The 26,234-nt window shown below is 37.7% G+C and carries 22 protein-coding genes and 1 pseudogene; 13 read left to right on the forward strand and 10 right to left on the reverse strand.

What is annotated here, in order from left to right; translation table 11 throughout:
* Positions 1 to 8: 8 nt before the first annotated feature.
* Positions 9 to 497, reverse strand: coding sequence for a T9SS type A sorting domain-containing protein (locus tag KG732_RS01215; RefSeq protein ID WP_213520432.1), 489 nt, complete (start codon positions 495 to 497; stop codon positions 9 to 11).
* A 766-nt stretch (positions 498 to 1,263) separates the two neighbouring features.
* Between KG732_RS01215 and KG732_RS01220 the strand changes: the two genes are divergently transcribed.
* From KG732_RS01220 to KG732_RS01230, 3 genes are all read left to right on the forward strand, one after another.
* Positions 1,264 to 1,941 carry an AraC family transcriptional regulator gene (locus KG732_RS01220; RefSeq protein WP_213520434.1) on the forward strand — a complete coding sequence of 226 codons (678 nt, stop codon included), beginning with the start codon at positions 1,264 to 1,266 and terminating at the stop codon, positions 1,939 to 1,941.
* A 558-nt stretch (positions 1,942 to 2,499) separates the two neighbouring features.
* The gene (locus tag KG732_RS01225) at positions 2,500 to 2,883 is read left to right on the forward strand and encodes a PUR family DNA/RNA-binding protein (protein WP_213520436.1); all 384 of its coding nucleotides are present in this window, start codon (positions 2,500 to 2,502) and stop codon (positions 2,881 to 2,883) included.
* Between the two features lie 74 nt (positions 2,884 to 2,957).
* Positions 2,958 to 5,492, forward strand: coding sequence for a M14 family metallopeptidase (locus tag KG732_RS01230; RefSeq protein ID WP_213520438.1), 2,535 nt, complete (start codon positions 2,958 to 2,960; stop codon positions 5,490 to 5,492).
* Between the two features lie 528 nt (positions 5,493 to 6,020).
* Here KG732_RS01230 and KG732_RS01235 read toward each other — a convergent pair.
* Both KG732_RS01235 and KG732_RS01240 read right to left on the reverse strand, forming a co-directional pair.
* The gene (locus KG732_RS01235) at positions 6,021 to 6,353 is read right to left on the reverse strand and encodes a tRNA-binding protein (RefSeq protein ID WP_213520440.1); all 333 of its coding nucleotides are present in this window, start codon (positions 6,351 to 6,353) and stop codon (positions 6,021 to 6,023) included.
* Positions 6,354 to 6,653, reverse strand: coding sequence for a phosphoribosylpyrophosphate synthetase (locus tag KG732_RS01240; RefSeq protein ID WP_213520442.1), 300 nt, complete (start codon positions 6,651 to 6,653; stop codon positions 6,354 to 6,356). It abuts the gene before it with no gap.
* A gap of 176 nt (positions 6,654 to 6,829) precedes the next feature.
* Here KG732_RS01240 and KG732_RS01245 point away from each other — a divergent pair, with 176 nt between their 5' ends.
* From KG732_RS01245 to KG732_RS01255, 3 genes are all read left to right on the forward strand, one after another.
* Positions 6,830 to 7,384 (forward strand): thioredoxin family protein, encoded by a 555-nt coding sequence (locus KG732_RS01245; RefSeq protein ID WP_213521175.1) that lies wholly within the window; start codon positions 6,830 to 6,832, stop codon positions 7,382 to 7,384.
* A gap of 69 nt (positions 7,385 to 7,453) precedes the next feature.
* On the forward strand, positions 7,454 to 8,404 hold the full coding sequence (gene lgt / locus KG732_RS01250; RefSeq protein WP_213520444.1) for a prolipoprotein diacylglyceryl transferase: 951 nt from the start codon (positions 7,454 to 7,456) through the stop codon (positions 8,402 to 8,404).
* A gap of 254 nt (positions 8,405 to 8,658) precedes the next feature.
* The gene (locus KG732_RS01255; protein WP_213520446.1) at positions 8,659 to 8,877 is read left to right on the forward strand and encodes a hypothetical protein; all 219 of its coding nucleotides are present in this window, start codon (positions 8,659 to 8,661) and stop codon (positions 8,875 to 8,877) included.
* 99 nt (positions 8,878 to 8,976) lie between these two features.
* Here KG732_RS01255 and KG732_RS01260 read toward each other — a convergent pair whose 3' ends face one another.
* From KG732_RS01260 to KG732_RS01270, 3 genes are all read right to left on the reverse strand, one after another.
* Positions 8,977 to 11,652, reverse strand: a complete 2,676-nt coding sequence (locus KG732_RS01260) for a gliding motility-associated C-terminal domain-containing protein (RefSeq protein WP_213520447.1) — start codon at positions 11,650 to 11,652, stop codon at positions 8,977 to 8,979.
* A gap of 211 nt (positions 11,653 to 11,863) precedes the next feature.
* Positions 11,864 to 14,929 carry a protein translocase subunit SecDF gene (gene secDF / locus KG732_RS01265; RefSeq protein ID WP_213520449.1) on the reverse strand — a complete coding sequence of 1,022 codons (3,066 nt, stop codon included), beginning with the start codon at positions 14,927 to 14,929 and terminating at the stop codon, positions 11,864 to 11,866.
* A gap of 182 nt (positions 14,930 to 15,111) precedes the next feature.
* Positions 15,112 to 15,723 (reverse strand): hypothetical protein, encoded by a 612-nt coding sequence (locus KG732_RS01270; RefSeq protein WP_213520450.1) that lies wholly within the window; start codon positions 15,721 to 15,723, stop codon positions 15,112 to 15,114.
* A gap of 101 nt (positions 15,724 to 15,824) precedes the next feature.
* Between KG732_RS01270 and KG732_RS01275 the strand changes: the two genes are divergently transcribed.
* Positions 15,825 to 15,962 carry a hypothetical protein gene (locus KG732_RS01275; protein WP_213520452.1) on the forward strand — a complete coding sequence of 46 codons (138 nt, stop codon included), beginning with the start codon at positions 15,825 to 15,827 and terminating at the stop codon, positions 15,960 to 15,962.
* Positions 15,963 to 15,970: 8 nt separating this feature from the next.
* Here the strand turns inward: KG732_RS01275 and mdh are convergent, their stop codons facing one another.
* The 3 genes from mdh to gyrB form a co-directional block, all read right to left on the reverse strand.
* Positions 15,971 to 16,891: a malate dehydrogenase gene (mdh, locus tag KG732_RS01280; RefSeq protein WP_213520454.1), complete on the reverse strand. Its 921-nt coding sequence runs from the start codon at positions 16,889 to 16,891 to the stop codon at positions 15,971 to 15,973.
* Between the two features lie 142 nt (positions 16,892 to 17,033).
* Complete coding sequence (locus KG732_RS01285; protein WP_213520456.1) at positions 17,034 to 18,125, reverse strand: DUF6588 family protein; 1,092 nt, start codon at positions 18,123 to 18,125, stop codon at positions 17,034 to 17,036.
* A gap of 150 nt (positions 18,126 to 18,275) precedes the next feature.
* Positions 18,276 to 20,213, reverse strand: coding sequence for a DNA topoisomerase (ATP-hydrolyzing) subunit B (gene gyrB, locus KG732_RS01290; protein ID WP_213520458.1), 1,938 nt, complete (start codon positions 20,211 to 20,213; stop codon positions 18,276 to 18,278).
* 282 nt (positions 20,214 to 20,495) lie between these two features.
* On the opposite strand from gyrB, the gene KG732_RS01295 reads away from it, so the two are divergent.
* A complete protein-coding gene (locus tag KG732_RS01295) occupies positions 20,496 to 20,645 on the forward strand; it encodes a DUF2911 domain-containing protein (RefSeq protein ID WP_292890725.1) in 150 nt (49 codons plus the stop codon).
* A gap of 280 nt (positions 20,646 to 20,925) precedes the next feature.
* Here the strand turns inward: KG732_RS01295 and KG732_RS01305 are convergent, their stop codons facing one another.
* Positions 20,926 to 21,558 carry a 7-carboxy-7-deazaguanine synthase QueE gene (locus KG732_RS01305; protein WP_213521177.1) on the reverse strand — a complete coding sequence of 211 codons (633 nt, stop codon included), beginning with the start codon at positions 21,556 to 21,558 and terminating at the stop codon, positions 20,926 to 20,928.
* A 193-nt stretch (positions 21,559 to 21,751) separates the two neighbouring features.
* Between KG732_RS01305 and KG732_RS01310 the strand changes: the two are divergent.
* The 5 genes and pseudogenes from KG732_RS01310 to KG732_RS01330 all read left to right on the forward strand — a co-directional run.
* A pseudogene (locus tag KG732_RS01310) lies at positions 21,752 to 22,342 on the forward strand (helicase HerA-like domain-containing protein); the annotation flags it as partial.
* A gap of 613 nt (positions 22,343 to 22,955) precedes the next feature.
* On the forward strand, positions 22,956 to 23,504 hold the full coding sequence (locus KG732_RS01315) for a hypothetical protein (protein WP_213520462.1): 549 nt from the start codon (positions 22,956 to 22,958) through the stop codon (positions 23,502 to 23,504).
* Between the two features lie 10 nt (positions 23,505 to 23,514).
* Positions 23,515 to 24,357: an alpha/beta hydrolase gene (locus tag KG732_RS01320; protein WP_300980265.1), complete on the forward strand. Its 843-nt coding sequence runs from the start codon at positions 23,515 to 23,517 to the stop codon at positions 24,355 to 24,357.
* 95 nt (positions 24,358 to 24,452) lie between these two features.
* Positions 24,453 to 25,475 (forward strand): AI-2E family transporter, encoded by a 1,023-nt coding sequence (locus KG732_RS01325; protein ID WP_213520464.1) that lies wholly within the window; start codon positions 24,453 to 24,455, stop codon positions 25,473 to 25,475.
* Positions 25,476 to 25,537: 62 nt separating this feature from the next.
* Positions 25,538 to 26,080, forward strand: coding sequence for a ClpP family protease (locus KG732_RS01330; RefSeq protein WP_213520466.1), 543 nt, complete (start codon positions 25,538 to 25,540; stop codon positions 26,078 to 26,080).
* Positions 26,081 to 26,234 lie beyond the last annotated feature (154 nt).

Raw genomic sequence — 26,234 nt, forward strand, 5'->3', positions numbered from 1 at the left:
TTGTTGTTTTAGTTGACTAATATTTTAGAATAATAATTTAATTTCGATCCTTTAAGTTGAACCAAATACATCCCTGTATCTAAATCAGACACATCTATGCTAATTTGAAAATTTTCAATTTGAAGACTTTCACTATAAACCAAACGTCCATTTAGATCAAAAAGAGTGAGTTGAAGCGGAAGTTGAGTTAGCTCCCCAAAATGAACATATAAATATTCACTAGCTGGATTAGGATAAAGTTTGATCGCATTAGTGTTGATCTCATTTTGTGATAAGAGAATTTTCCAAAAACTTTGTTGATAGCCTTGTTGGACAATTAAGTCTCCCGAAGAACTTCCAGTTGTGGATTGCTGTCCAATGGTTTGCATCACTCTTATTCCAGAGGTTGTTACAACAGAAGCCCCTTGAGAGCTAATCATTTGGCGCTTCAAATCTTGAGCAGAGAGGTCAAAGAAAATAGAAAATAGAATGAGTGTTAAAAAAGGGGTGGATTTCATGCGTGGGGTTATAAAAAACCAAAACTAGATAAGAAATTTCAAAACAGGAACCCCTTACACGGCACGATGAGCATATTCTAAAAAAACAGTAAGCTTTCCATCATATTAGTAAGAATAACCCATAAAAAAGAATTGCTTATATTTGATTGTTGTTAGTAGATATCAACAATAATCTGAAATAAAACAGACCATCCCCATGCTGGACTCATTTATTAGTTTCCTATCTATTTTTGTCGGATTTTTAGGATTTCTGGTAATTATTTTTATTATTACGTCCTTCAAAAAGAGTGCTATATTCAATACCTATCTTCTTGCATTCTTTTTTATTATTGCTATAAGGCTTATTCAAAATGGTCTATTAGGCTTCTATGACACAGCAATTATTTTGGAGTATAACGTGTATTTAGGACCTTTTTACTTAATTGCCATACCCTGTTTGTATTTGTACTTTGAGACACTTTACTCAGATAGCATATTTTTTAATCCAAGACACTTGTTGCATTTAATTTTTCCATTGGTTAATCTTTTTCTAAATAGTTTTCTAAATAGTTTTCTAAATAGTTTTCTAAATAGTTTTTCAGCACTCAACACAGATTTTATAGAATATCTACAAGTTTTTAGTATTTTATGTTTTATTGTGAGCTATACTTCTATGTCTCTGTACTTAGGGTACAAAAAGTTGTGGAAAAAAAAATCCAAATGGAACCAATTATCAAGTGTGCACGAAGAAAAAATGAGAAATTGGAGTATTTTTCTCTTAACGATAATGTCTGTACTCTCTTTTAGGTTGGTTTATTCTATTTTTTCTGAAATTCATGAGGGAACAAGAATACTGGGTTATAAAGGATCATTGGTATTAAGTGGCGTATGGTTGTTTGTTTTTGTTAAGATTTTAAGGAGTCCAGAGTTGCTCTATGGCTACCCCAAACTAAAAAACATCACCCCTAGCACAGATAAAAAACCAATCGAAATAGCCTCTTTGTGGAGCACAGGTAATGTTGACATCACTAATGTAAAAGATGTGAAGTTAAATGAATCTATAAATGTAAAAATAGTAGCCTACATAACTCAAATTGAAGGTTATGTCATATCCCATCATCCTTTTAGGAACTATGAGTATTCGATTAAAGATTTGGCTGCTGGTTTAAATATTCCTTTGAGTCATTTAGCATATGTTTTTAAATATCACTGTAACATGTCGTTTTCGGAGTATAGAAATCACCATAGAATAACGGATGCTATACATTTTATAGAATCCAATTTTTTAGAAAGCCAAACCATGGAGTCCCTTGCCACCTCCGCTGGTTTTAACTCCTACAATACATTTTTTGTATCTTTTAAAAAATATACAGGGTCATCACCTAAAAATTTTATAGAATCCCCATCCAATAAACGACCAATTGAACTGCAGTTGGATATTCCTTTAGGTGGTGATCAACAATAATGAATGGTGTATTGTTATAGCTCTTGATCTTCATAATTCCTTTTAAACAAAACCCCTCACATACATTTCAAAAAGTATGTATTTGAACTACCTTAGAACTTATTTTCTTGTGATGGTTAGGTATTAATAATTGATTTTTTATGTGGCTCCTAAGAAATATCGGTGTCGAAGTTATAGTTCCTTCAGAAGATTCTTTCTCAATTCTTCAGCAAGCTACAAGGATATGTAGCCAATTATTTCTACATGAATAAGAGCTCAAACTATCACAGCTATTATTTGGAATTGAGTTCTCTATACAAAGCGTATTTAACTTTTTACCGATTACTACTAACCTAAAATCGCTTTGCTTCCCATAGTTCTCAGCGCATAATTCTGTTGTAAAAGATTTTTTTAAACAGGGCACTATGAGCTTCAAGAAGATTAGACGTAAATAAGCCTTACCCATGCTCGATTAACTCCTTATATAACAGCATCTTACTATATTAAAGCTTTATAAACTTTTCTTTTTGTCTTTTTTTTCTATTTTTGAACATATCTAATACCACCTTAAAAAGAATTATGAGCGACAGAGATTTCCAAGAACAAGAAGAGATTTTTTCAAAAGTGGTGCGAGCTGGAAGGCGTACTTATTTTTTTGATGTACGAGCGACCAAAGCAGAAGATTATTACCTCACCATTACAGAGAGCAAAAAATTCACTAATGAGGATGGTAGTTTCTATTTCAAGAAACATAAAATTTACCTGTATAAAGAAGATTTTCAAGAATTCGGTGACACCTTAAAGGAAATCACAGACTTTATTATAGATAAAAAAGGTGATGAGGTGATATCTGACCGCCATCAGGCAGACTTTAAAAAAGAAGAAGCTATAGCGGCACAAGAGGAACCTACAGATCCTGACCACACGTCAAGTTTTACCAATGTCAATTTTGAGGACATCTAATAATCAACTGTTATCCACCTAAAGCCTTTCTAAACGAAGGGCTTTTTTTATAATTTTACCACTAAAACCACATTATGAAAAAAGTGATGTTACTTTTGTTGGGGATCACTTTTTGCTGTTCCGCTTTCGCGAAAGCCCAACAGCAAAAAGAGCTTCCAGTACAATCCTTAATAGACCCTACTCTTCATTATTACTTGCCAGAAGGTGTTTCCTATAATCCCGAGGTTCCAACACCACAAGAAATCATAGGTTTCATTCCAGGAAAATGGCACGTAAGCCATGACAAACTCATACAATACATGCAGCTTATTGCCGAAAAATCTGACCGTTTTACGATTGAAAATCGTGGGACAACTTACGAGGGCAGACCACTTTACTTGCTTACGGTGACTAGTCCTGAAAATCATAAACATATCGATCAAATAAGAATTGATCATATTGCTGCGACCAATAAAGAAAATGCAGATAACACCCAAGCTCCTATAGTCGTGTACCAAGGGTTTTCTATTCATGGTAATGAACCAAGCGGCGCTAACGCATCGCTGCTTCTCGCCTATCATCTAGCCGCTGCACAAGGTCCAGAAATCCAGGCCTTGTTAAAAAATACTGTGATTCTTCTGGATCCTAGTTTAAACCCTGATGGATTGCAACGTTTTGCCAGTTGGGTCAATCAACATAAAAATGAGAATGTCAACCCAGACACTTACGATAGAGAATATAATGAAGTATGGCCTGGTGGGCGCACCAATCATTACTGGTTTGATATGAATCGCGACTGGTTGCCTGTGCAATTACCAGAATCTCAAGCGCGCATAGAAACTTTTCATAAATGGTTGCCTAATATTCTAACTGATCATCATGAAATGGGAACCAATTCCTCCTTCTTTTTTCAACCCGGTATCCCGTCAAGAACACACCCACTGACTCCTGCGATGAATCAGAAACTCACCCGTCAAATAGGGAATTACCTCGCTGATGGTTTTGACGATATAGGCTCACTGTATTACACAGAAGAAGATTACGACGACTTCTATTACGGTAAAGGATCTACGTTTCCAGACATCAATGGTTCTATAGGAATTCTTTTTGAGCAGGCCAGTTCTCGTGGTCACGCTCAAAATTCTGACAATGGTGTTCTTACTTTTCCGTTTACGATTAAAAACCAATTTACGGCAGCTCTAAGTACTCTAAAGGCGGCAACCAGCATGCGTAAAGAACTACTTGATTATCAAGCTCAATTTTACAAAGACGCTAGAAAGGAAGCTTCCAAAGACGCCATCATGTTTGGTGACCCTACAGACGCTGGCCGCACCGATGCCCTTGCCGACATATTATCAAGACATCAAATAGAAGTGCACTCTCTAAAAAATGATGTTTCTAAAAACGGAAAGACCTATAAAAAAGGACATGCCTATTTGATTCCTAAAAACCAAAAAAACTCTCGATTGATCCATGCGATGTTTGAAAAACGCACCTCGTTTCAGGACAGTTTGTTTTATGATATCAGTGCGTGGACCTTCCCGCTGGCTTTTGATATGGATTATGATGAAAATGCTGACTTAAATAATGCCATTACAAGGAAGTTCACTACTGGTATGCCCCAAATGGAACCTTCTAACTATGCATATTTAATGCCCTGGAATGAATACTACACGCCTAAAGCTTTGAATGCAATCTTATCAAAAGACATCAGAGCTCAAGTAGCTATGAAGCCTTTTTCCCTAAACGGTCAACTATACGATTACGGCACCATACTTATCCCTGTTCAGAATCAAAACAGGAACACCTCAGAATTGCGTGATGTTCTCGAGAATATTTCCACTGATGCTCAAGTTGAATTTTACGGAGTGCCAACCGGGCTTACAGAGGGGATTGATTTAGGATCACGTCAATTTAGAGCCCTCACCCAACCTAAAATCGCCTTGTTAGTAGGAGAGGGAATCAACCCTTCTGATGCCGGTGAAATCTGGCATTTGATGGATCAGCAATACGACATACCTATAACTAAAATTGATCTTCAAGACATTAATCGCAAGGATTTGAGCCGCTACAATACGATTATCGTTCCTGCTACTTACGGTAGCCCTGAAAATGAAGTAATCGATCAACTGAAAGAATGGACGCGTGCTGGTGGTACTTTAATAGGGTATCGCAGCGCATTAAGCTGGATGAGTAGTTCTAAATTATTACCACTCACCTTCAAAAAAACAGAAAACCCAGCAGAAAACATCACTTTTGAACAGCGTCAAGACCACAGTGGTGCACAACGTATAGGCGGAGCTATCTTTGAAACAAAGCTAGACCGCTCCCATCCAATCGCTTTTGGATTTAAAGACGATCAGTTGCCTATGTTTAGAAACACCACCTTATTTGTTGCTCCTCACAAAGACAGTTACCGCAACCCTATCACCTACACAAGCGATCCTTTAATGAGTGGTTATATCTCTGATATTAATTTAGAAGCTTTAAAAAGCACAGTGCCATTTCAACATAATAACTATGGCCGTGGAGAGGTAATCGGTTTTACTGACAACACGCAGTTTAGAGCTTTTTGGTATGGAACTAACAAGTTGTTGATGAATGCAATTTTCTTTGCTAAGGAGATGTAAGATTAGGTGATTAGGTGATTAGGTGATTAGGTGATTAGGTGATTAGGTGATTAGGTGATTAGGTGATTAGGTGATTAGGTGATTAGGTGATTAGGTGAAAATTAAAAAAAGTGACCGAAAACACACCAAAGAGTTCTATCTTCTTTGATAAATAATCGCCCTCTACGCTGCCTGCGCTGAAATTTGTTCAGTGCTCGACATAGCATTGTGAAGTAATTGGTTATTGATGTTCGAGTTCGAGTTCGAGTTCGAGCTTCTTCTTGGTTTCCGTTCCCTAACCCTAAAGGGTACGGAAACAATAGGAGTTTTTCAAATTCAAGTTCGAGTTCGAGTTCAAGTTCGAGTTCGAGCTTCTTCTTGGTTTCCATTCCCTAACCCTAAAGGGTACGGAAACAGCAGGAGTTTTTCAAATTCAAATTCAAGTTCGAGTTCGAGCTTCTTCTTGGTTTCCGTTCCCTAACCCTAAAGGGTACGGAAACAATAGGAGTTTTTCAAATTCAAGTTCGAGTTCAAGTTCAAGTTCAAAGACTATCCTACTCGATCTCCATTTTTTGCATTTGCCTCGGGCTGTAAAAGAATGACATCTTTGTCCTCGCCTACTATTCCTAATACCAAGCATTCGCTGATAAAGTTGGCGATTTGCTTTTTAGGAAAGTTGACTACAGCTATAACTTGTTTGCCTACAAGTTCTTCTTTATGGTAACGTTTGGTGATTTGGGCGCTGGTTCTTTTAATCCCTAAAGGACCAAAATCTATTTGGAGCTGATAAGCTGGATTTCTGGCTTCAGGAAATTCACTCACCATTAAAACCGTGCCTACGCGCATATCTACGTTCTCAAAATCGTTCCAAGAGATATGCATTTATTTCATCTGGAGTTTTTGGATCATCACCGTAGAGATATACTGATCTGCTCCATAAGCGTTTACTAATAATCCTTTTTCTCCTGTTTTGCATTCTAAAACATAAAGAATAGAGTTGTCTCCCGTGCTGCTCATACCCTCAAATCGGTAAAACTTTACTACTTTAATTTCTCCAGCTTTCCATTGCTTCTTTAAATCTTTAGAGTGCACTCCATTTTCTACTAAATCAAAATTAATGTTGTAGCCCTCTTTTTGTAAATCTGCTATTGCTGTTGAAAGGGTATCGTATCCTTCTTTCATAATGTTTTATTTTAAAGTTAAGAAACTATTGCTAATTCTTATAAGCTTTAAAAAAACATTAGGAAGTTTAGTGCCTTTTAAAATTGGTTTTCTTATTTAAAATATAGAGGGATATGACTCTCGCTTTCGCGAAAGCGAAACAAATCACATATCTTTACTACTTATAAAAAAATATGATGTCCTTAACTCCTTCTACCATGTTGCCGCTAGGAACCAAAGCTCCTGATTTCACTTTATTAGATACTGTGAGTAACCAAATGCTGAGTCTCGACAAACTCAAAGGCACTAAGGGAACTGTGGTGATGTTTATATGCAATCATTGCCCTTTTGTACTTCATGTAAACGAAGAGTTGGTGCGCGTAGCAAATGATTACCGTGTGACTGGATTCCATTTTATTGCTATTTCTAGTAATGATGCCGTGAAATATCCACAAGATGGACCTGAGTTCATGAGTCAACATGCCGATGATCACGACTATCCTTTTCCTTATCTATACGACGCCACTCAAGAAGTAGCTAAAGCTTATGACGCGGCCTGCACGCCAGATTTGTATTTATTTGACGCTAGGTTACAATTGGTTTACCGCGGACAGTTGGATGATTCAAGACCAGGTAACGGCATACCGCTTACGGGAAGATCCTTAAGAGAAGCTATGGATGCAGTACTAGGAAATAAACAAGTGCCCCAACCACAAAAACCAAGTCTGGGTTGTAATATCAAGTGGAAGTAATTGAACCCGTATCTTCTGTATAATTTAAACGATAAGCAGTAATTTAGCAGCTTATCAAAATTAGCATATATGTTTTCACTTAAAGTGATTTGGAATCCATTAGAAGGCCTTGATATTGGCTCTTTCACCTTGCATTTTTACAGCCTTTCTTACGTTATTGCTTTTGTCTTAGGGTGGTACCTTATAAAACCTATCTTTAAAAGAGATGGGGTCAGTCTGGAAAAACTGGATCCATTATTCATGTATACGGTAATTGGTATGCTCTTGGGCGCTAGATTGGGTCATTACTTATTTTATGAACCTGCTACCTTTTTTTCCAATCCCTTACGAGTTTTTCTTCCTTTTAGAACAGATCCATTTGAATGGACTGGTTTTGCTGGTATGGCCAGCCATGGTGCTGCCATAGGAGTGATCATCGCTATGTTTTTTTACAGCCGCAAACACCTGGAAGGAAGATTTCTATGGATGCTTGACCGTATAGTGATACCTAGCGCGATAGGTGGGACTTTTGTGCGACTGGGGAATTTAATGAATAGTGAAATCAATGGTAAACCCAGCGGCGACTTTTTTGCCGGTTTTAAATTTGTACGAGACCTAAGCGATGACAGTGTTCGAGGGGCATTGCAACAAACAGGTATCACAGACCCAGACAAAGCTATTGAGGCCCTAGTGAACGATCCTCAATATGCAGAATTGCTTGCGAGTATACCCTATAAACATCCTGCGCAATTGTATGAAGCCATTTGTTATATAGGTGTTTTTATTATTCTATACTTGGTGTATTGGAAAACCGAAAAGCGTCATCAACCAGGTTACTTGTTAGGATTATTTTTTGTACTCCTTTTTATGGTCAGATTACTCATAGAAAACATTAAAGAACCACAAACAGCAACTGATGGTTTTGAATTTATAGGGATTCACTTTAATACCGGACAATTGTTAAGTGTACCCTTTATTTTATTAGGACTGTTCTTCATGTTTCGTCACGACGGAATGTTTAAAAAGAGAACCCGTGCGTAATTTTTTTTAGCCGGCTGGCTTTAGCTTCCTTGTTCACTGGTTGTAAACCCAATCAAGAAGAAGAAACGCGGCCTCGTCATGGGTCTTTTAAACCAAAAGCGATGCTACAACTATGGACACCTTAAAATAATTACAAGTAGAGCTTGTCAATACAGATTATTCCTTACAATCAGAAATGATGTATCGATAAGCACTTACAGAAGATCCGGGAATGCGATTTGTATGTAAAGAAGACAACCTTAAGTTTTTTTTACATGAAGCATACAGAGCGACCTCTAGACAGTACCTATATTACTGCAACTAAATGGAGGAACAGCATCTCATTAAATCCACAATCTAAAGATCAACCTTTACGTAACAACAAGTATGGAGTAGTAAGGTGCTGGAGTTACGAGCTAGAATGGTCAAGAAATGTGAAGATCAGGAAGCTCCATCACTTTATTGTAAGTAAACAGTTGATTATCAAATTTTAAATATCTGATCCTATAAAAAAAATGCCTCTCTATACGAAAGGCATTTTTTATGAAAAGATAGTATTTGGGATTCCGCTTTTGCGAAAGCGCTACAACTACTTAATAATTGATATACACCCAGCTAGCGACATCTGCTGTGTCTGGATCATTGAATTTAATTACATAAAAGTAGGTCCCTGTAGGTAATAAGCCATCTCCAGAATTAAGACCTGAATTAGGAATACCAGCAAACTCTACATAGTTGCTTGCCCTTGTTTCATAAACTACAGCACCTAACCTATTGAAAATCTTCAATTCAAAGTTTGCAAATTGATCAATTCCAGGAATAGAGAAGGTATCGTTGATACCGTCATTATTAGGGGAGAATCCTTCTGGCACTACTACTTCACAAGTTTCAACAATAAAGTTAAAAGTAGAGGTGTTATAACACCCGTTTGCGTTATCAACTATTCTAGCATAAATCGCACCCCCAGAAACTGCTGTAGAGGCAGAAATTGGGTTAGAACCAGAAGCTGCATCAGATTGATTGGTATGATAAGAAACAGCATATGCGGCAGCAGACTGACCATTTAAAATAGCAGCATCATTAGCAGTAAAATCAAATGAGGTTGCCCCATCAATAGGTGATTGATCACATGCTGTAACATCAGGAGCAGTGCCTATAGATGGAGGATCGTTTACTATAACGTCAAATGTACCTGTCGCAAAACAGTCAGCATCTTGACTATTTGAAACTCTTACATAAATGGTTTCTCCCATAGATTCAAAAGCCTCTGGAGTTGTGATTTCGTTGGTATTAGCGGCTGCATCTCCTTGGGTAAGGAAATACTCAACCGTATATGCTGTAGCAGACTGAGAACCTAAAATAATTGCCTCTTGAGATGTTAAATCAAAGAATTCCATTCCATCCAGATTAGTTGGGTCATCACATGCCTGTAAATTAGGAGCTGCATTATACGCTGTAGTAGAATAAAGAACATCTAATTCTACAACTTCAAAACAACCTGTAGCGGCTTCTTCTACTCTTACAAATACTGTTTCATCTGCTCCAACACTATAAGTAGTAGGTGCAGCTATTGCATTTATCGCATCACTCGCGTTTTGCAAAGAATTATAAACAGAAAGCGTATATAATGTAGGGTCTAAACCGTTGAGAATTTGTAAGTCTCTTAGGGTTAAATCCACAGTAGCTGCACCAGAGGATTGACAAACAATAATATCATTAGGCGATGCAGCTGTAATTTCAGCAGCGACATCTATACATACAGTTTCTACATAAGTACAACCGAAGTTATCAGTAAAACTAAAGTTATAACAGTTTTGACCTGCAGTGGTAGGGGTAACTGTGATTACGTTTCCATTGGTTGCTGTAATAGCTGGATTGGCTTCCCATTCTTCTGTTACTTCCCCCGGCTCGTAACTTCCTGCTGTAGGTATTATTGCAGGGTTAAAGTTAATTCCCCATTCAAAAATATAACCGTTATCAATAGCAAGATTATCAATAATGTCTAGGCACCATAGACCATTTAATGGAGTTCCTATAAAATTAGCAAAAGGATCTTCTGGCAGGTAATCTCCAGCAGGCATAGGTGTTCCAAATGCAACAGCTCCAGTACTCCCGTCTAGAGTTGCTGTAGCAGTACCTGCTTCTGTAAAATTATATAAAAATCCAACACCTGGAATATTTGAACCATCATCAAGAGCTTGACCTAAAAACCGCCCACCGCCTGAGTTAGGGTAATTTAAGAAATTAACTTGTGTCCCATCAGGAGCCGTTAGGGTGATATCAAGGTCACCCATATAGGAATGTTCCATGTTAATAAACACACTAACTAAATCAGAAGCACTTTGAAAAGTAGTACCTACATTAAATCCAGATACATCAATACAAGTTTGATAAGCCACACCGCTTCCATCAGGAAGAAACGTTTGTCCAGTGATAGGTGGAGCAACATCGGCGAAGAACTCTGTGGTTTCAACCATTCCTGTGATATCTGTAGACTCTCCAAAACAAATAGAAGTATCAGCCGCTTGTGTTCCTGTAAAGTCTGGAGTTGTTGAGACTTGAATAAGCACGTCGCTAGACTCACCAATGGATCTATCTCTACATCCCGTAGGATCTGTAGCAACAAAGTCTACTCGATAAATCCCAGGACCTGGATAAGTTTCTGAAGCAGTAAGTCCATTTACTCTTGTTCCGTCCGAGAGAACAAATTCATAAGTAGCACCACTACTGTCAACACTAAAGTTTGCGCTACCAGTAAAGTTGACTGTTTCTCCTTGACATATTCTTATTATATTATCTACATCTGGAGCAGGCACAGCAACTACAGAAGAAGTAATGGTCTGACAGTTATCGATACAGGCTACCGTTGCTTCCCAACCAGCACCTACATTAGAAGAATCTGATCTAAATCTAAAAGTGATACAACCAGAAGTATTCCCAGCACTTGCTAAAACGATTCCAGGCGAATTAGCTCCTAAATAAACTCCAATTAATGGTGCGGAAGTATCATCCCCATCATAAACAAATAATATATCTCCTGAAGCTAAAGCAAAAGAATTAAATGTCACCTGCATGTCATCTGTTACAAAAGGTGAACAAAAAGTGATGATTGCATCTTCACTATTTGTATAATCGCCTGTAAGCCCCCCAGAATCGGTAAAACTACCACTACAAGTGGTAAAATTACCATCTGTCATGGCAAATTCTTGGGCCGTAACTACTACTGTAAAGAAAAGTATACTTATACAGCTAAGGATAAAGTTTTTCATAAGAAAATTGTTTGCTTTTTTTGGATCTAATTTGAACTACTTGCAAAATAATCAAATTCATTAACACCTTATTAAGTTTTTATACTTTCTATGAACCTATTGTTGCGTAAATACGCTTTTTTAGTTGAACTGTTTGATTTAATCGTTTTACGACATAAAAAAACCGCTTAGCAAGTAAGCGGTTGTAATAATTAACATGAAAATTAAATGCTTAATCTTCTTTTTCTTCTTTAAGCTCTTTAGGGGTTAATTTCCCTTTTGATTTATTCATCGTGTCAAACATAACAGGAGTAGCAATAAACACAGAGGAATATGTACCTACAACAACACCTATGATCAATGCCAGCATAAATCCTTTAATGGACTCTCCCCCGAACAGGAAGATAGCAAGAAGTACGATCAAAGTGGTCAAAGAGGTGTTTAAGGTACGAGAAATCGTACTGCTTATAGCTGCATTAACTGTTCTTGGAAAGTCCCAATTGGTACGCTCGTTAATAAATTCGCGAATTCTATCAAACACCACTACGGTATCGTTTAATGAATACCCAATAACTGTTAGGATAGCGGCAATAAATGCTTGATCGATCTCCATGTTAAACGGTAAGAACTTATACAATAAAGAAAAAGCTCCTAACACGATGATCACGTCATGGAAAACTGCAGCTACCGCTCCTAAAGAGAATTGCCACTTGCGGAAACGAATTAAAATATAAAGGAATACCACTATGAGTGATCCTAAAATCGCATAAAGTGATCCTGTAAGAATATCATCTGCAATCGTAGCTCCTACCTGAAACGAAGATCTTAATCCGTATTGTTTGTTTTCATCACTTACATCAGCAAACTGTTCTTGCGTCATGTCTGCTGGCAAATAAGGCTTCAAAACTTGATATAATTTATCTTCAATTTCCTGGCTTACTTCACTATCATCTCTCTCAATACCATATTTAGTACTGATTTTCAATTGAGAATCAGATCCATACGTTTTTGCTTCTGCACTACCGAAAATATCGTCCGCACTTAATTGCTTGGTGATCTCTGTAGCACTCACATCTCGGGAAAAGCTTACAATAGCTGTGCGGCCACCCGTAAAGTCAATACCTAGATTGAGCTTGTTAATGGCAAGAGAAGTTAAACTTCCTGAAATTAAAATAGCAGATATAATATAGGCCACTTTTCTCTTCTTCAAGAAATCAATATTGACATTCCTAAACCAGTTTTTGGTTATCACAGTTGCAAAACCTATCGTTTTACCATTGCTCACATAACCATCTACAAACAATCTAGTAATAAAAATAGCTGTAAATAAGGAAGTAAGAATACCTATCATTAAAGTAGTAGCAAAACCTTGAATAGGTCCTGTTCCAAAAATGTAGAGAATAACGGCTGTTAAAAAAGTAGTCACGTTTGCATCAAGAATAGAGCTCAGTGCATTATTAAAACCATCCCTAATGCTGTCTGCTTGTGATTTCCCTTTTGCTAGCTCTTCACGTATCCTTTCAAAAATAAGAACGTTAGCATCTACCGATATACCTATGGTTAATACAATACCTGCAATACCAGGTAAAGTAAGCACTGCTTTTAAAGAGGCCAGCGCACCAAATATGAATAAAATATTTACTAGAAGCGCAATATCTGCATAAACTCCAGCTCGACCATAATAGAACACCATCCATACCAACACTAAAAGAAGCGCGATACCAAAAGACCAGAGTCCACTGTCAATTGCCTCTTGACCTAATGATGGTCCGATCACGTCACTTTGAATAATCTCTGCCTTTGCAGGTAATTTACCAGCTCTAAGAACGGTAGCAAGATCTTTTGCTTCATCAATAGAGAAGTTTCCAGAAATTTGTGTTTGCCCTCCTGAGATTGGACCATTAGTAACCGAAGGCGCACTGTAAACAGTGTTGTCAAGAACTACAGATACCTGAGATTGATTCTGATATGCTTCCGTGGTCATATCCTCCCAAATTTTGGCACCTTCACCATTCATGGACATGCTCACTACAGGCAGTCCAGAATTTCCATATTGCTGACTTGCATCGGTGATCACCCCTCCTGAAAGAGGCGCGTCGTTCTGCGCATTTCCTTTTAGCGCATATAGCTCTACAACGCTATATCCTAATGTTTGATCAAGAGTTGGTAAGCTCCATGCAAACTTTACATTACGTTGCTCAGCACTCAATTGACCTCTTGCTTGAGGATCGTTTAAATAAGAGTCGATCAAGTCTTTATCACTTTCTTTAAAAGACATCAATCCACCTGAACCTTGAACCGGCTGAATTCTTCCAAAAATAGGATTGCTATCAAAGTTTGCCGTTTCCATGAGATCTCCAGAAGCATCAGTAGCATCCTCTTGGTTTAATAAATCTCCAAGACCAGCTTCTGTGGAATCCTTTGACACTTCAGTTTGTGCAGCAATATCATCTGATACTGCTTCTTCAGTAGCAGCTTCATTCTCAGCAACTAATTTTGTTGCCCAATACGTATTGGCAGCTGTCAAATAAGAAGCGATGTCTTGAGACTTGAACACATGCCAAAATTCTAACTGTGCCGCTTTAGTAAGGATATCCTTAATACGCTTTACATCTGTTTCTCCTGGCAATTCAATAAGTATACGACCCGACTGACCTAGTTGTTGTAGGTTTGGTTGTGTCGTACCAAATTTATCAATACGTTTTCTCAATACATCAAAAGCACTGGTCATATAATCTTTAAGCTCTTCTCTTAGAATAGGCTCCACTTGATCATTTGCCATGTCAAACTCAATGCCACGAGTTTGCATTTCTTGATTGGCAAAAATATCTGGAGAAGCAAGCTGAGCTCCTTCAATGCTGTTAAATTCTTCAATGAAATAATTGAAATAGTCATCCTGACCATTTTTCGTTCTTTCGTCAGCTTCATCTAAAGCTTTGTTAAAAGCTGGATCTGTGGAGTTATCTGCCATTCCCACTAATAGATCACGCACCGAAACTTGAAGAATAACATTGATACCCCCTTTAAGGTCAAGACCCTTTTTAAGTTCCTGACCTTTAGCATCAGAATAATTGGTGAAACCTCCCCAAACTTCTTTAGAGGCTACAGAATCTAAATATTGTTTTTGAGCAGCGCTCCTTAATGAAGCTGCATTTTCTGCATCTTCACTTACTATCGAATTGGCATAAGTGTCTGCATCACTTTCTACTTTATTAGTGATAAAAGTATAGGTAAGCTGGTATATACTAGCGATTGCAAAAATGATCGCGAAAAAACGGATCAGTCCTTTATTTTGCATGATTTTGTTGTTTTTAAGTTAAAATTAAAAGTCGGCAAATATGAGATTTACCTTTTATATGGACAATGCATTTGTCCATAAATAATTAAAATAAATTCATTCTTATAAGGTCATCACGTTAAACCACCCTTTTAGTGGAAACGTATACCTCTCTCTTGATAAGAATTCGGTTCCTACAAGAGTTAAGAAAGTGGTCCAGCGCGGACTTCAGGGATATTAAAAGAAGAGGTATTAAAAGTAAGCAACACTTGATCACTTACTTTTTGTGCCACAGTGACCATGTGGTTATCATGGTGAGTAGGGAGCGTTTGTAGGGTATAAAAATGTACTTGTGAACCTCGATGGTAATCTTGCTTGAGTTCCAAGTAAGATTTTCCATCAGGATGCATTCCAGAAACCAGATCATCACTAATTTCATAAATATCAATTTGATACTCTAATAGGCTGCTGTCTAGAGGAGCATCGCTACTATTCTCTTTAAGTCGTAAGGAGGTAGTAACATCATTAATATGGCTTGCTATAAACAAATGATCGGTAACGCTTTGTAACTCAAGATCACTGTAATAGGTTACTTTTAAGGAGCCAGGCACCACTTCTGCAACAGTTACATTTTCTGCACCTATACCTAACAACTGCGTTCTAATGAACGCTACTGCTTTCTCTAATTGTACATCGCTATTGGTATGTGAAAAAGTAACTACAATTTCTTGATTAGGCAGGTCATTACGTTGTTGTACTACAACAAAATAAGAAGCTATAGCGATTAAAGCGCCTATGTACCATTTAAATTTCACCTGCCAAATATAAAGAATAAACGCAGTATATCCTTCCGAGCTTTTAATTAAAAAGAAAGAAGTTTTTAAAGCTATATGACACTTTATAGGAATCTGTAATAATGGGATGTGTTAATAGGTGTTCCGCTTTCGCGAAAGCGGAACAACAACAATACCGAAACACAGCTCAATACCTAAACAAAAAAAAGGACATCAAAAAACCGTCAGGACGAAGTCGCGACGGTTCTTGGTTTTTATGAAGCGATCTCTAGATCAACGCATTAGTTGCTTTTACCCCTTCAGCACTGTCTTGCATAGCAGCTTTTTCTGTATCTGTTAATTTGATTTCAACGATTTTTTCAATACCGTTTCTTCCTAAAACTACAGGTACCCCTATACAAAGGTCTGAAAGTCCATACTCCCCATCTAGCAAGGTACTACATGGGAAAATCTTTTTCTGGTCACAAGCAATCGCTTGTACGATTCCAGATACAGCAGCTCCAGGAGCATACCAAGCACTAGTACCTAACAATCCTGTAAGTGTGGCTCCACCTACTTTAGTATCTTGAAGTACTTGCTCCAATCGTTCCTCAGATAAAAATTCACTTGCTGGAACTGAGTTACGAGTCGCAAGTCTAGTTAAAGGAACCATTCCGTTATCAGAGTGACCACCTATAACCATTCCATCTACATCAGAAATAGGAGCCTCAAGAGCTTCGGCAAGACGGTATTTAAAACGAGCACTATCTAAGGCCCCACCCATACCTATAATACGGTTCTTAGGTAGACCTGTTACTTTATGTGCTAGATACGTCATCGTATCCATTGGGTTAGAAACCACAATCAGGATAAGGTTTGGAGAATGCTCCACAAGACTAGCTGCCACAGATTTCACAATACCTGCATTGATGCCTATCAATTCTTCACGAGTCATCCCTGGTTTACGAGGAATTCCTGAGGTGATCACAGCAATATCGCTACCAGCAGTTTTTGAGTAATCATTGGTCGCTCCAGTAATTTTAGTATCAAAGCCATTTAATGATGCGGTTTGCATCAAATCCATGGCTTTACCTTCGGCAAAACCTTCTTTGATATCAACTAATACTACTTCACTTGCAAAATTTTTGATTGCAATATACTCTGCACAACTAGCACCTACTGCGCCTGCTCCTACTACGGTAACTTTCATGTTATTAAGATTTTATTTTTAGTATGGTTTAAAGCCCTAGAGGCTGGAGCAAAAATAAACAAAACGTCCATAATTTAAGGTAAAGTAAGCTTAAAACTATGGACGTTGAAATCTCCAAAAAGAGAAAATATATTTTAGGCCCTTAAATTCTAAAAAACAGAGAAGCACTTGCCGTATTGTATTCCCCAAAGGTATAATCAGCACTGAGGTTGAAGGCTCCCAAAGTCAATTTTGTCCCTATGGTTCCCAGCACACCACTTACATCTGTTTGTAACGACAATGGGTCTTTAACAGTTGTAGCAGTAGGAAATATGACCGTATTAGATTGAAAGGTATAAGTCCCCTTTAAATCTGTTGTAGTAGTTCCTACTATATAATTGAAACCTCCATAAAAGTTGATCACTTTAAAATTGGTACTTGCTATTGCAGCTACATTAAACGCAGTTGTCTTCGTTTCTATCAATTGATCTTTTCCTTCTACAACAGCACCATCTTCAAAGTCATAACTAGCATCCAGTCTGGTAAAAGCCCCTAAAACAGAAACAGAAACGGGCAAGTTATTCGTACCGTCTTCGTTATCAAAAAGTTTTGTAAACTCCCATTGCAATCCAGCACCATACAAACCTGTTTTTACCTCATCCGTTTCTATCTTTGGAATGAACCTAGCTTTTACTTCTAGTCCAGCTCCTAAACCTACGCCAACTTGAAAAAATGCTGAAGGAACTACATCAAGTCCCGTGCTTCCTATTCCTTGAGCTAGCGTAATGATATCTTCTTGCAGCAATAGGTTGGTGTTGGATTCTGTACTTCTTATGATCAAGCTTTCTTCGGGATTGTTTTCTCCTAAAGCAGTAGCAATTAATCGCGGCGTTGTACTTCCATCTCCAAAAGTCACTGATATAGCTGCTGGCGGATTATTTGTATTATCATAGCTGCTTTGGATAATACGCTCGTATTCTAATGGGTCCAAAACAAAAGATTTCTTTTCATCTGGAGCAAAGGTACCTTGTACCTTAATTTGCAATTTCAACTTACCTGCCTTTAAAACCTTTCCACTTTCATACCATCCAGAAGCTAGGTTGTAAGTAAATGCTTCAGAAGCTGGTGCGGTATAAGAATTGGCATATTTATCTGCAGCTTCCAAACCAGCTGCTAGGATATCTGAAAAGCCATTTTGCGCGTTAGTTGGATAACTTCCAAAAATCAATAAGGTCAAGAAGACGAATCGTTTCATAAGTATGGTTTTAATTACAGCTTGGTATAATGTGAGCAGTTGAATTTCTAAAGTTAGAATAAAAAATAAGTAGTACAAACTACCTCTTCATTTTAACACATAAAAAAGTCCTTGATAAACAAGGACTTTCTCAATACTCTGATGCAGTATTTATGCATCAATATTTGCGTAAATCGCATTCTTTTCAATAAACTCTCTACGAGGCGGTACTTCATCACCCATTAACATGGAGAATACGCGATCTGCCTCTGCGGGACTGTCGATAGTGATCTGACGTAAGGTTCTAAATTCCGGATTCATAGTAGTATCCCAAAGTTGATCTGCATTCATCTCCCCTAGACCTTTGTAACGTTGTATAGCTACTCCACCACCAAAACTTTCTGCTATTTCGTCGCGATCTTTATCTGACCATGCATAACGTTTTTTAGCACCTTTTTTAACTAAATATAAAGGCGGTGTTGCGATATAGATATAACCTAGCTCTACCAATTCCTTCATGTAACGGAAAAAGAACGTCAAGATCAAGGTGGCAATGTGCGAACCATCAATATCGGCATCACACATAATTACTATTTTATGGTAACGTAGCTTCGTTAGATTCAGGGCTTTAGAATCTTCTTCGGTTCCTATGGTTACTCCTAAAGCCGTGTAAATATTGCGTATCTCTTCATTTTCAAAAACCTTGTGTTGCATGGCTTTTTCTACATTAAGAATCTTACCTCTCAACGGAAGTATCGCTTGAAACTCACGGTCCCGACCTTGCTTAGCTGTTCCACCTGCCGAGTCTCCCTCTACAAGAAACACCTCGCAAAGTGTAGGATCTGTTTCAGAACAATCAGAAAGTTTTCCTGGCAATCCACCACCACTCATCACAGTTTTACGTTGCACCATTTCACGAGCTTTACGAGCTGCATGACGGGCTGTGGCCGCAAGAATTACCTTTTGAACGATCGTCTTAGCATCGTTAGGATGCTCTTCTAGGTAATCTTCTAACATTTGAGAAACTGCTTGAGAAACTGCGCTAGTCACCTCTCGGTTTCCTAATTTAGTTTTCGTCTGTCCTTCAAATTGAGGTTCTTGTACTTTTACAGAAATAATTGCCGTAAGACCTTCACGGAAGTCATCTCCAGAAATATCAAATTTTAATTTATCTAACAACCCTGAACTATCGGCATACTTCTTTAGTGTACCTGTAAGTCCACGGCGGAAACCGGCTAAATGCGTACCCCCTTCGTGGGTGTTGATATTATTCACATAAGAATGTAAATTCTCTGAGTAGCTGTCATTATAAATCATGGCTACTTCTACAGGGATCCCATTTTTTTCACCTTCCATGGATATCACATCCTCAATAATAGGGCTGCGGGCATCATCTAAAAAGCGTATAAATTCTTTAAGACCTTCCTCTGACTGAAAAACTTCTGTAATATTATTTCCATTTTCATCTTGTTTCCTAGCGTCGGTTAAGATGATTTTAATCCCTTTATTTAAGAAAGAGAGCTCGCGCAATCTATTAGCTAATGTATCGTAATTAAATTCTATAGTTTGCTGAAATATGGAAGTATCAGGAATAAAAGTGATGTCCGTTCCCCTTTTATCAGTGGTTCCTGCAGCTCTTACAGGATACATGGCTTTACCACGCTCGTATTCCTGTTCCCAGATTTGACCATCTCGGTAAACAGTTGCTTTTAAGTGATCAGAAAGGGCATTTACACAACTCACCCCTACACCGTGAAGTCCACCAGAAACTTTATAAGAATCTTTATCAAACTTCCCTCCGGCGCCGATTTTTGTCATTACAACTTGCAATGCAGACACACCTTCTTTCTTGTGCATGTCAACAGGGATACCGCGACCATCATCCGTTACAGTAACGCTATTATTTTCATTGATTTGAACAGTGATATTGTCACAGTATCCAGCAAGGGCTTCATCTATTGAGTTATCTACTACCTCGTATACTAAATGATGTAACCCTCTTATTCCTACATCTCCGATATACATCGATGGACGCATGCGCACATGCTCCATTCCTTCTAGTGCCTGAATTTGGTCAGCACCATAATTTTTCTTATTGTCTTCGCTCATAAATATGTATGATTTTCACTCTGATATGGGTATGCCACAAATATAAGAAACCACTAATGTTTATAGGACTTTACCTCAAAAATACAGCCTTAAGTTATTAACAAATTATTAATAGAGCACGCCTTAAATACTACTTATTTTGAATATGGATCAACTCCAACACTACCCTGTGAAAAGCGACCTTCATTATTTTTGTTTCTATACTCCGCATTCCTACTATACTCAATAATTGACTGTGCCCTAAGACTGTCAAAATAAGATAAAAGCCCACTGGATGTTGTGATGTATCGAGATGCTAATAGAACCGATGGTGCTCAAGTTATTTATAGCCGTCCTTCAAAACAAGATCCAGAAATCTTTGGAGAACTAGTACCGTTTACCGAGGTATGGACAACCGGAACAAATGAAGCGACAGAAATTACATTTTTATGAGATGTGAAAATCAACAATAACCTGTAAAAACAGGAAGTTATTCTCTTTATACCACTCTTAGCGAGCAGGAATGGAAATGTATTTTTACTAACGCTAAAACCCGATCTGAATCATAATACACCCCCTCTAAAAACCTATTAACTGCAACTATAGAACTACGTACAGCTCTACAAAAAATAGAATCTTTTTGAATCGGTTTTGTAGAGCCGCAAAATAGAGGGTTACTTTTTTTTGGATGGTAAGATGCCACAGCGCATATTCCATTTACAATAGTAACTCCCTAAGGGATATTCAAATATTTATGGGTCTGTAATGAAACTTGCCATTCTGGATTTTCCATTACAAATGCTGTAATGAACGGAATCATCTTTTCGCGCACTGACCACTCTGGTTGTAAGAAAAGCTTGCAGGTAGCAGATACTTTTTCAGCTTCCGCTTTCGCGAAAGCGAGATCATGACGATTAAAAACGATTACTTTAAGCTCGTGCGCTGCTAGATAGACTTCTTGCAGTGGCATTTTTGCTTTCTTAGGAGATAAACAAATCCAGTCCCACTGACCTGTAAGCGGATAAGCACCGCTTGTTTCAATATGAATATCAAGACCTGCATTTTTCAAACCTGTAGTAAGGGGTTCCATGTTCCAAGTAAGCGGCTCTCCACCTGTCACTACAATTGTTTTACTGTATTTAGCCGCGTTAGCAACAATGTGATCTACTCCAGTAGGCGGGTGCTTTTCTGGCGCCCAACTTTCTTTAACGTCACACCAATGACAGCCTACATCACAACCACCTACTCTAATAAAGTAAGCTGCACGACCCGTGTGATATCCTTCACCTTGAATCGTGTAAAACTCTTCCATTAATGGCAACATGGTGCCTTTTTCTACTTGTTGCTGTACGGTTTTTTCTAGCATGCGGCAAAGATACGTTTTAGCAGTTGTTTTCATTAAACTTGAAGCTGTTTAAAACGATTTTAACTAGTGTTGAGGGTCATTAATTCAAAATACGTGCTCTATTCTGTAGGGTATACTGTGTTAAAAAATTGGCGGATGTCAAAAAAAGAATTGTTTTTCCAATAGATTTCGAAAGTATGCAACGCCTAAAGGTATTTCCCTCCATTTTTGGGCTGCCAAATTCAATGGAGAATCACTCACCAAAGCCCACGTCAAGATCCCTTTAAAAACCATAAATCGTCAACGCCTTGTTACAGAGCTACTGGAACTGGAAAAACTACAAACACTTCAAATTATCGCAGAGCAACTGTCGCAACATGGTGTACCTTCTTTATTAATGGGTATAAAAGCGGACCTTTCTGGTATTGCAGCTCCAAGTCCAGGGCATGCTAAGATCGATGAGCGTCATGAAAAAATAGGACTAGATTTTAAAAAACGAAAATCCCCAATGGAAATCTTGACCATTTCTGAGCAAGATGGAATAAAAATAAGAGCTACCGTGAGCGAGTTTGGTCCGGTATTGCTATCTAGAATTCTCGATGTTACAGAAACACAAGCTGGAATTATCTCTGTGGTGTTTAAATATTGTGACGATAACGAAATGCCTTTACTGGATCTTGAAGATCTAAAAAAGGTATTGCAATACGCTACAGGAGCAGGGAAAGATGAGTTTCAATCAGCTTACGGGCGTATTTCCACTTCTTCTACAGGAGCCATTCTAAGAAAACTTATTGAACTGCAACAACTAAGGTGCATAATAATTTTTTGGAGCACCTAGTGTTATAAGGAGAAGACAAAATCTAAAAACATCAAGAAAGCAATAAATAGGTATAACATAAAGTCACACTGAAACCGATAATGATTATGCTACCAAAATTTTAATCTCCCTAGAAATAGAGGAGGTCCATATTACTGCTCTCAACGAATAGGAAAACTTGATCCACTAGCAGCTATCTTGACGCCCTCTTCCTACGGCCGTATGGCACCTGGCACATAGAAAACTGGACCACACTGATGTAAAGGCTATACTTAATGATCAACACAATCAGAAAATCAACACTAAGATGCTAAAAAAAATACAAGAAAAAATCGATCAGGAAAATGCAGAAAGTACCAAGAAAAAACGGCGGGTAAAAATGCAACAATCAGCAAATCTTATCGCTCACCTGCGAGCCCGTGTCAGCATCCTAGCGTGAAGCAACTTATCAGTACATCATCTAGAAAAGGAGTTATGAAGGATTTTGGTGAATGGTAAAAACAATTTGAGAATTAAAATAGTTGGGAACCTATTAAAATAGTTAAACCAAAACTCGCGTAGTTGGAACAGCAATTGTAATTTTACATTCTTAAACAACAATATGAAAAAAGTAGTAGCATTAGTAGCAGTAGTTGTCATATTAGCTAGTTGCGCTAAAAGTCAGGATCCATTTGAATGGAATAAAGAACGCGTAGGTCATCTTACCAAAGGCATGAAAGTGTATCAACTGGACAGTATTTATGCCAATGACAGTATCGTGAGGCAATTAAAAGGAGATGAGTTCAGCAATGGTGCCAACCTTATTGAAGTCTATGAAAAAGGTGGAGCGCATCTATTAACGCTCACACCAAGTGAAGCATTAGACAGTACCGCAACGATAGAAAACATCATTATACGTGACGAGCGATTTATCACCAGTAAAGGAATCACTAAAAACAGCAGTTACAAAGACATTAGTGCTGCCTACAAAATAAGCAGTGTGGACAACATGATCGATGATGCAGTTGTTTGGGTAAACGATGAGAATTTCTATTTCTCTATTTCGAAAGATTATTTGCCTGCCGATGTGAAATTTGATATTAGTGCTTCTATTGAAATAACAATGATTCCAGCAGAGGCGATTCCCCAATATATGTTTGTGTCATGGTAAGTACTTCTTCATGAAAAAAATACTACAAAAAGCCATACCTAAACTGTATGGCTTTTATTTTAATGCGTTACACCTGTTCTCTAAAGAAAAGGCAGCAGCGGTTGCTCTTGAGGTTTTTAGTACTCCGAGAAAGGGCAAGGTCTTAGAACACCAAAAAGACTTTCTTTCCACGGCAAGAACTCAGCAAATAGCTTTTGAAGACGGATTATTTATGTTGTACCACTGGAAGGGAACTGGTCCAACGGTGCTACTCAATCACGGTTGGGAGTCCAACAGCTTTAGATGGAAATATCTTGTGGATCCTTTACGAAAATTAGACTATAACATCATCAGTATTGATGCTCCCGCCCATGGACTTACTGACGGAAGTTTATTTACAGCAGTCAAGTATTCTAAAATCATCAAGACTACTATTGAATTATATGAACCCCAAATAGTAATTGCTCATAGTGTAGGAGCTATGGCTACTGTTTTTCAAGAGTCAAAAAGCCCGCACGCTTTCGTAAAAAAATTAATCCTACTGGGAAGCCCAAATCGACTTGAAGTAATCATGGAAAATTATCAAGCTCTAGTAAGTTTTAACGATGCCGTCTACAAGAGCTTGAATGATTTACTCAAAAATAATTTTGGTTATTTTATAAAGGATTTTAATACAGCCGACTTTGTTCAAAAGATTAGTGCCCCAACCTTATTGATTCACAACCCTAATGACCTTATTGTTCCTTTTCAAGCAATGAAAGAAATTGCTTCCGCAATGCCTAATGCCACAACATACAGCTCAAAAACTGGTGGTCACAGCTTGTATACCCAAGAGGTTATCGATGAAATCGTTAAGTTTTTAAATAAAATGTAACTCAATTTGTGTTAGCTCATTTATTTTTCTTAAATTTTTACTTTAAAGTTAGGAAAAATAAAGCTTGTCAACATCTTGCATAATCACTATAACATATGACTAATCAGATACCTACTAATCAGATACGGCAGCTCTTTACATTATTGGTCATTTTATGCATTATTATCCTAATAGGAAAAGAATTAGTTCCTTATTTAGGAGGTGTTTTAGGAGCGATTACTCTTTATGTATTGTTAGAACCTTTACAAAAATGGCTGGAAGAGAAAAAATGGAGCCCCGCTATGGCCTCCTCCTTTTTGATCTCTTTGTCTTTTTTAATTATTCTGTTACCTATTGCCGGAATAGGAATAATGATGAGCGCAAAAGTAAAAACTACTTTGCAACATAGCACAAAGATTATTGATGCCTTTAAAACAGAAGCAGCCAAAACAGGAGACCTTATTGGAATAAATTTATCGCAACATATAAATTCTAGTGAGTTGAGCAACTGGATTTCTAAAAACATTCAAAATTTAGCCAACTCGAGCCTTTCTGTATTTATTTCTGTAGGGATCTTGCTCTTCCTTTTATACTTTATGCTAGTGGAACGAGAAAAATGGCTAAAAGCAGCTGTCACTTACATGCCCCTTAACGAAATAAATCTAAATACCATAGGTAAAGAAAGTATTGATTTAGTAAAATCTAACGCCATAGGAATTCCTCTAGTTGCCTTACTTCAAGGCGTGGTTGCGTTAGTAGGTTATTTGATTTTTGGTGTCGAAAACCCCATGTTTTGGTTTGTCATTACCACTATAGGAAGCATGATACCTTTTGTAGGAACTGCTATAGGAATTTTACCCGTTTGCATATTGTTATTTTCTCAAGGGCAAACCAGCGCAGCAATTGGGATTTTAATTTATGGACTAATAGTGGTGGGGTCTACAGATAACCTTTTTAGACTTGTTGTGCAAAAACGTCTAGCAGACGTGCATCCCTTAGTTACTCTAATTGGTGTTGTTGTAGGCGTGCCACTTTTCGGCTTTATAGGTCTTATTTTTGGACCACTTCTAGTAAGTTTGCTTTTACTATTGGTAAAAATGTACAAGAATGAATACGGCCAACAAGAAGAGACGATATAGTCTTGTTAAATCATCCGTTTTTTTTTTAAGATTCCTTATTTTTAACGCCAAATAAAAATGGAATGAGTAAAGAAGTAAAACTCCAAGATAAAATAGACCAAATCTACATCGAACAACGCAAATTGTTTATTTGGGGAATGGTAGATGAGAAGACCGCCAGACACTGTGTGGATAGATTGTTGTACCTAGATTCATTAAACAATGAAGAAATCACTTTTGTGATCAATAGCCCAGGCGGTTATGTCACTGCTGGATTTTCTATTTATGACACGATGAAAGAAATTAAAAGTCCTGTAAGTACGGTATGCAGCGGTCTTGCTGCATCCATGGGGTCTATATTGCTTTCTGGTGGTGAAAAAGGACGTCGCTTGATTCAAAAACACGGTCGTGTCATGATACACCAGCCTAGTGGTGGTGCTCGTGGAACTAGTGCAGATATCGAAATCACTGCTAATGAAATTCTGAAAACTAAGGAATTGAGTGCGCAATTACTTGCTGATAACTGTGGCCAGACCTTTGAAAAAGTTATGAAAGATTTTAATCGCGATTACTGGCTAGGAGCTGATGAAGCTGTTGCTTACGGGATCGTAGATGGTATTATATAAATATAATCACACCTATTTTAATGAGCCAGCTTATCTTTAAGCTGGCTTTTTGTTTAAAAAAATGACGACTAGGGCCTTTGCCGACAACAATTTCACAACTCTACCTATGCTTTGTTCTTATATGCACTCTTATTTGATCTTATAGGTACCAAAT

Source organism: Nonlabens sp., assembly GCF_018401815.1.
In the GTDB taxonomy this organism is placed as follows: Bacteria; Bacteroidota; Bacteroidia; order Flavobacteriales; family Flavobacteriaceae; genus Nonlabens.

Bases quoted from the DNA above. Each gene is read 5' to 3' on its own strand.
- gyrB (WP_213520458.1), bottom strand. From the start codon at position 20,213: ATGAGCGAAGACAATAAGAAAAATTATGGTGCTGACCAAATTCAGGCA.
- KG732_RS01325 (WP_213520464.1), top strand. From the start codon at position 24,453: ATGACTAATCAGATACCTACTAATCAGATACGGCAGCTCTTTACATTA.
- KG732_RS01285 (WP_213520456.1), bottom strand. From the start codon at position 18,125: ATGAAACGATTCGTCTTCTTGACCTTATTGATTTTTGGAAGTTATCCA.
- KG732_RS01230 (WP_213520438.1), top strand. From the start codon at position 2,958: ATGAAAAAAGTGATGTTACTTTTGTTGGGGATCACTTTTTGCTGTTCC.
- lgt (WP_213520444.1), top strand. From the start codon at position 7,454: ATGTTTTCACTTAAAGTGATTTGGAATCCATTAGAAGGCCTTGATATT.
- KG732_RS01330 (WP_213520466.1), top strand. From the start codon at position 25,538: ATGAGTAAAGAAGTAAAACTCCAAGATAAAATAGACCAAATCTACATC.
- KG732_RS01235 (WP_213520440.1), bottom strand. From the start codon at position 6,353: ATGCATATCTCTTGGAACGATTTTGAGAACGTAGATATGCGCGTAGGC.
- KG732_RS01245 (WP_213521175.1), top strand. From the start codon at position 6,830: ATGTCCTTAACTCCTTCTACCATGTTGCCGCTAGGAACCAAAGCTCCT.
- KG732_RS01305 (WP_213521177.1), bottom strand. From the start codon at position 21,558: ATGCTAGAAAAAACCGTACAGCAACAAGTAGAAAAAGGCACCATGTTG.
- KG732_RS01215 (WP_213520432.1), bottom strand. From the start codon at position 497: ATGAAATCCACCCCTTTTTTAACACTCATTCTATTTTCTATTTTCTTT.
- KG732_RS01275 (WP_213520452.1), top strand. From the start codon at position 15,825: ATGGGATGTGTTAATAGGTGTTCCGCTTTCGCGAAAGCGGAACAACAA.
- KG732_RS01220 (WP_213520434.1), top strand. From the start codon at position 1,264: ATGTCTGTACTCTCTTTTAGGTTGGTTTATTCTATTTTTTCTGAAATT.
- KG732_RS01320 (WP_300980265.1), top strand. From the start codon at position 23,515: ATGAAAAAAATACTACAAAAAGCCATACCTAAACTGTATGGCTTTTAT.
- KG732_RS01225 (WP_213520436.1), top strand. From the start codon at position 2,500: ATGAGCGACAGAGATTTCCAAGAACAAGAAGAGATTTTTTCAAAAGTG.
- mdh (WP_213520454.1), bottom strand. From the start codon at position 16,891: ATGAAAGTTACCGTAGTAGGAGCAGGCGCAGTAGGTGCTAGTTGTGCA.
- KG732_RS01260 (WP_213520447.1), bottom strand. From the start codon at position 11,652: ATGAAAAACTTTATCCTTAGCTGTATAAGTATACTTTTCTTTACAGTA.
- secDF (WP_213520449.1), bottom strand. From the start codon at position 14,929: ATGCAAAATAAAGGACTGATCCGTTTTTTCGCGATCATTTTTGCAATC.
- KG732_RS01255 (WP_213520446.1), top strand. From the start codon at position 8,659: ATGAAGCATACAGAGCGACCTCTAGACAGTACCTATATTACTGCAACT.
- KG732_RS01240 (WP_213520442.1), bottom strand. From the start codon at position 6,653: ATGAAAGAAGGATACGATACCCTTTCAACAGCAATAGCAGATTTACAA.
- KG732_RS01315 (WP_213520462.1), top strand. From the start codon at position 22,956: ATGAAAAAAGTAGTAGCATTAGTAGCAGTAGTTGTCATATTAGCTAGT.
- KG732_RS01295 (WP_292890725.1), top strand. From the start codon at position 20,496: ATGTATCGAGATGCTAATAGAACCGATGGTGCTCAAGTTATTTATAGC.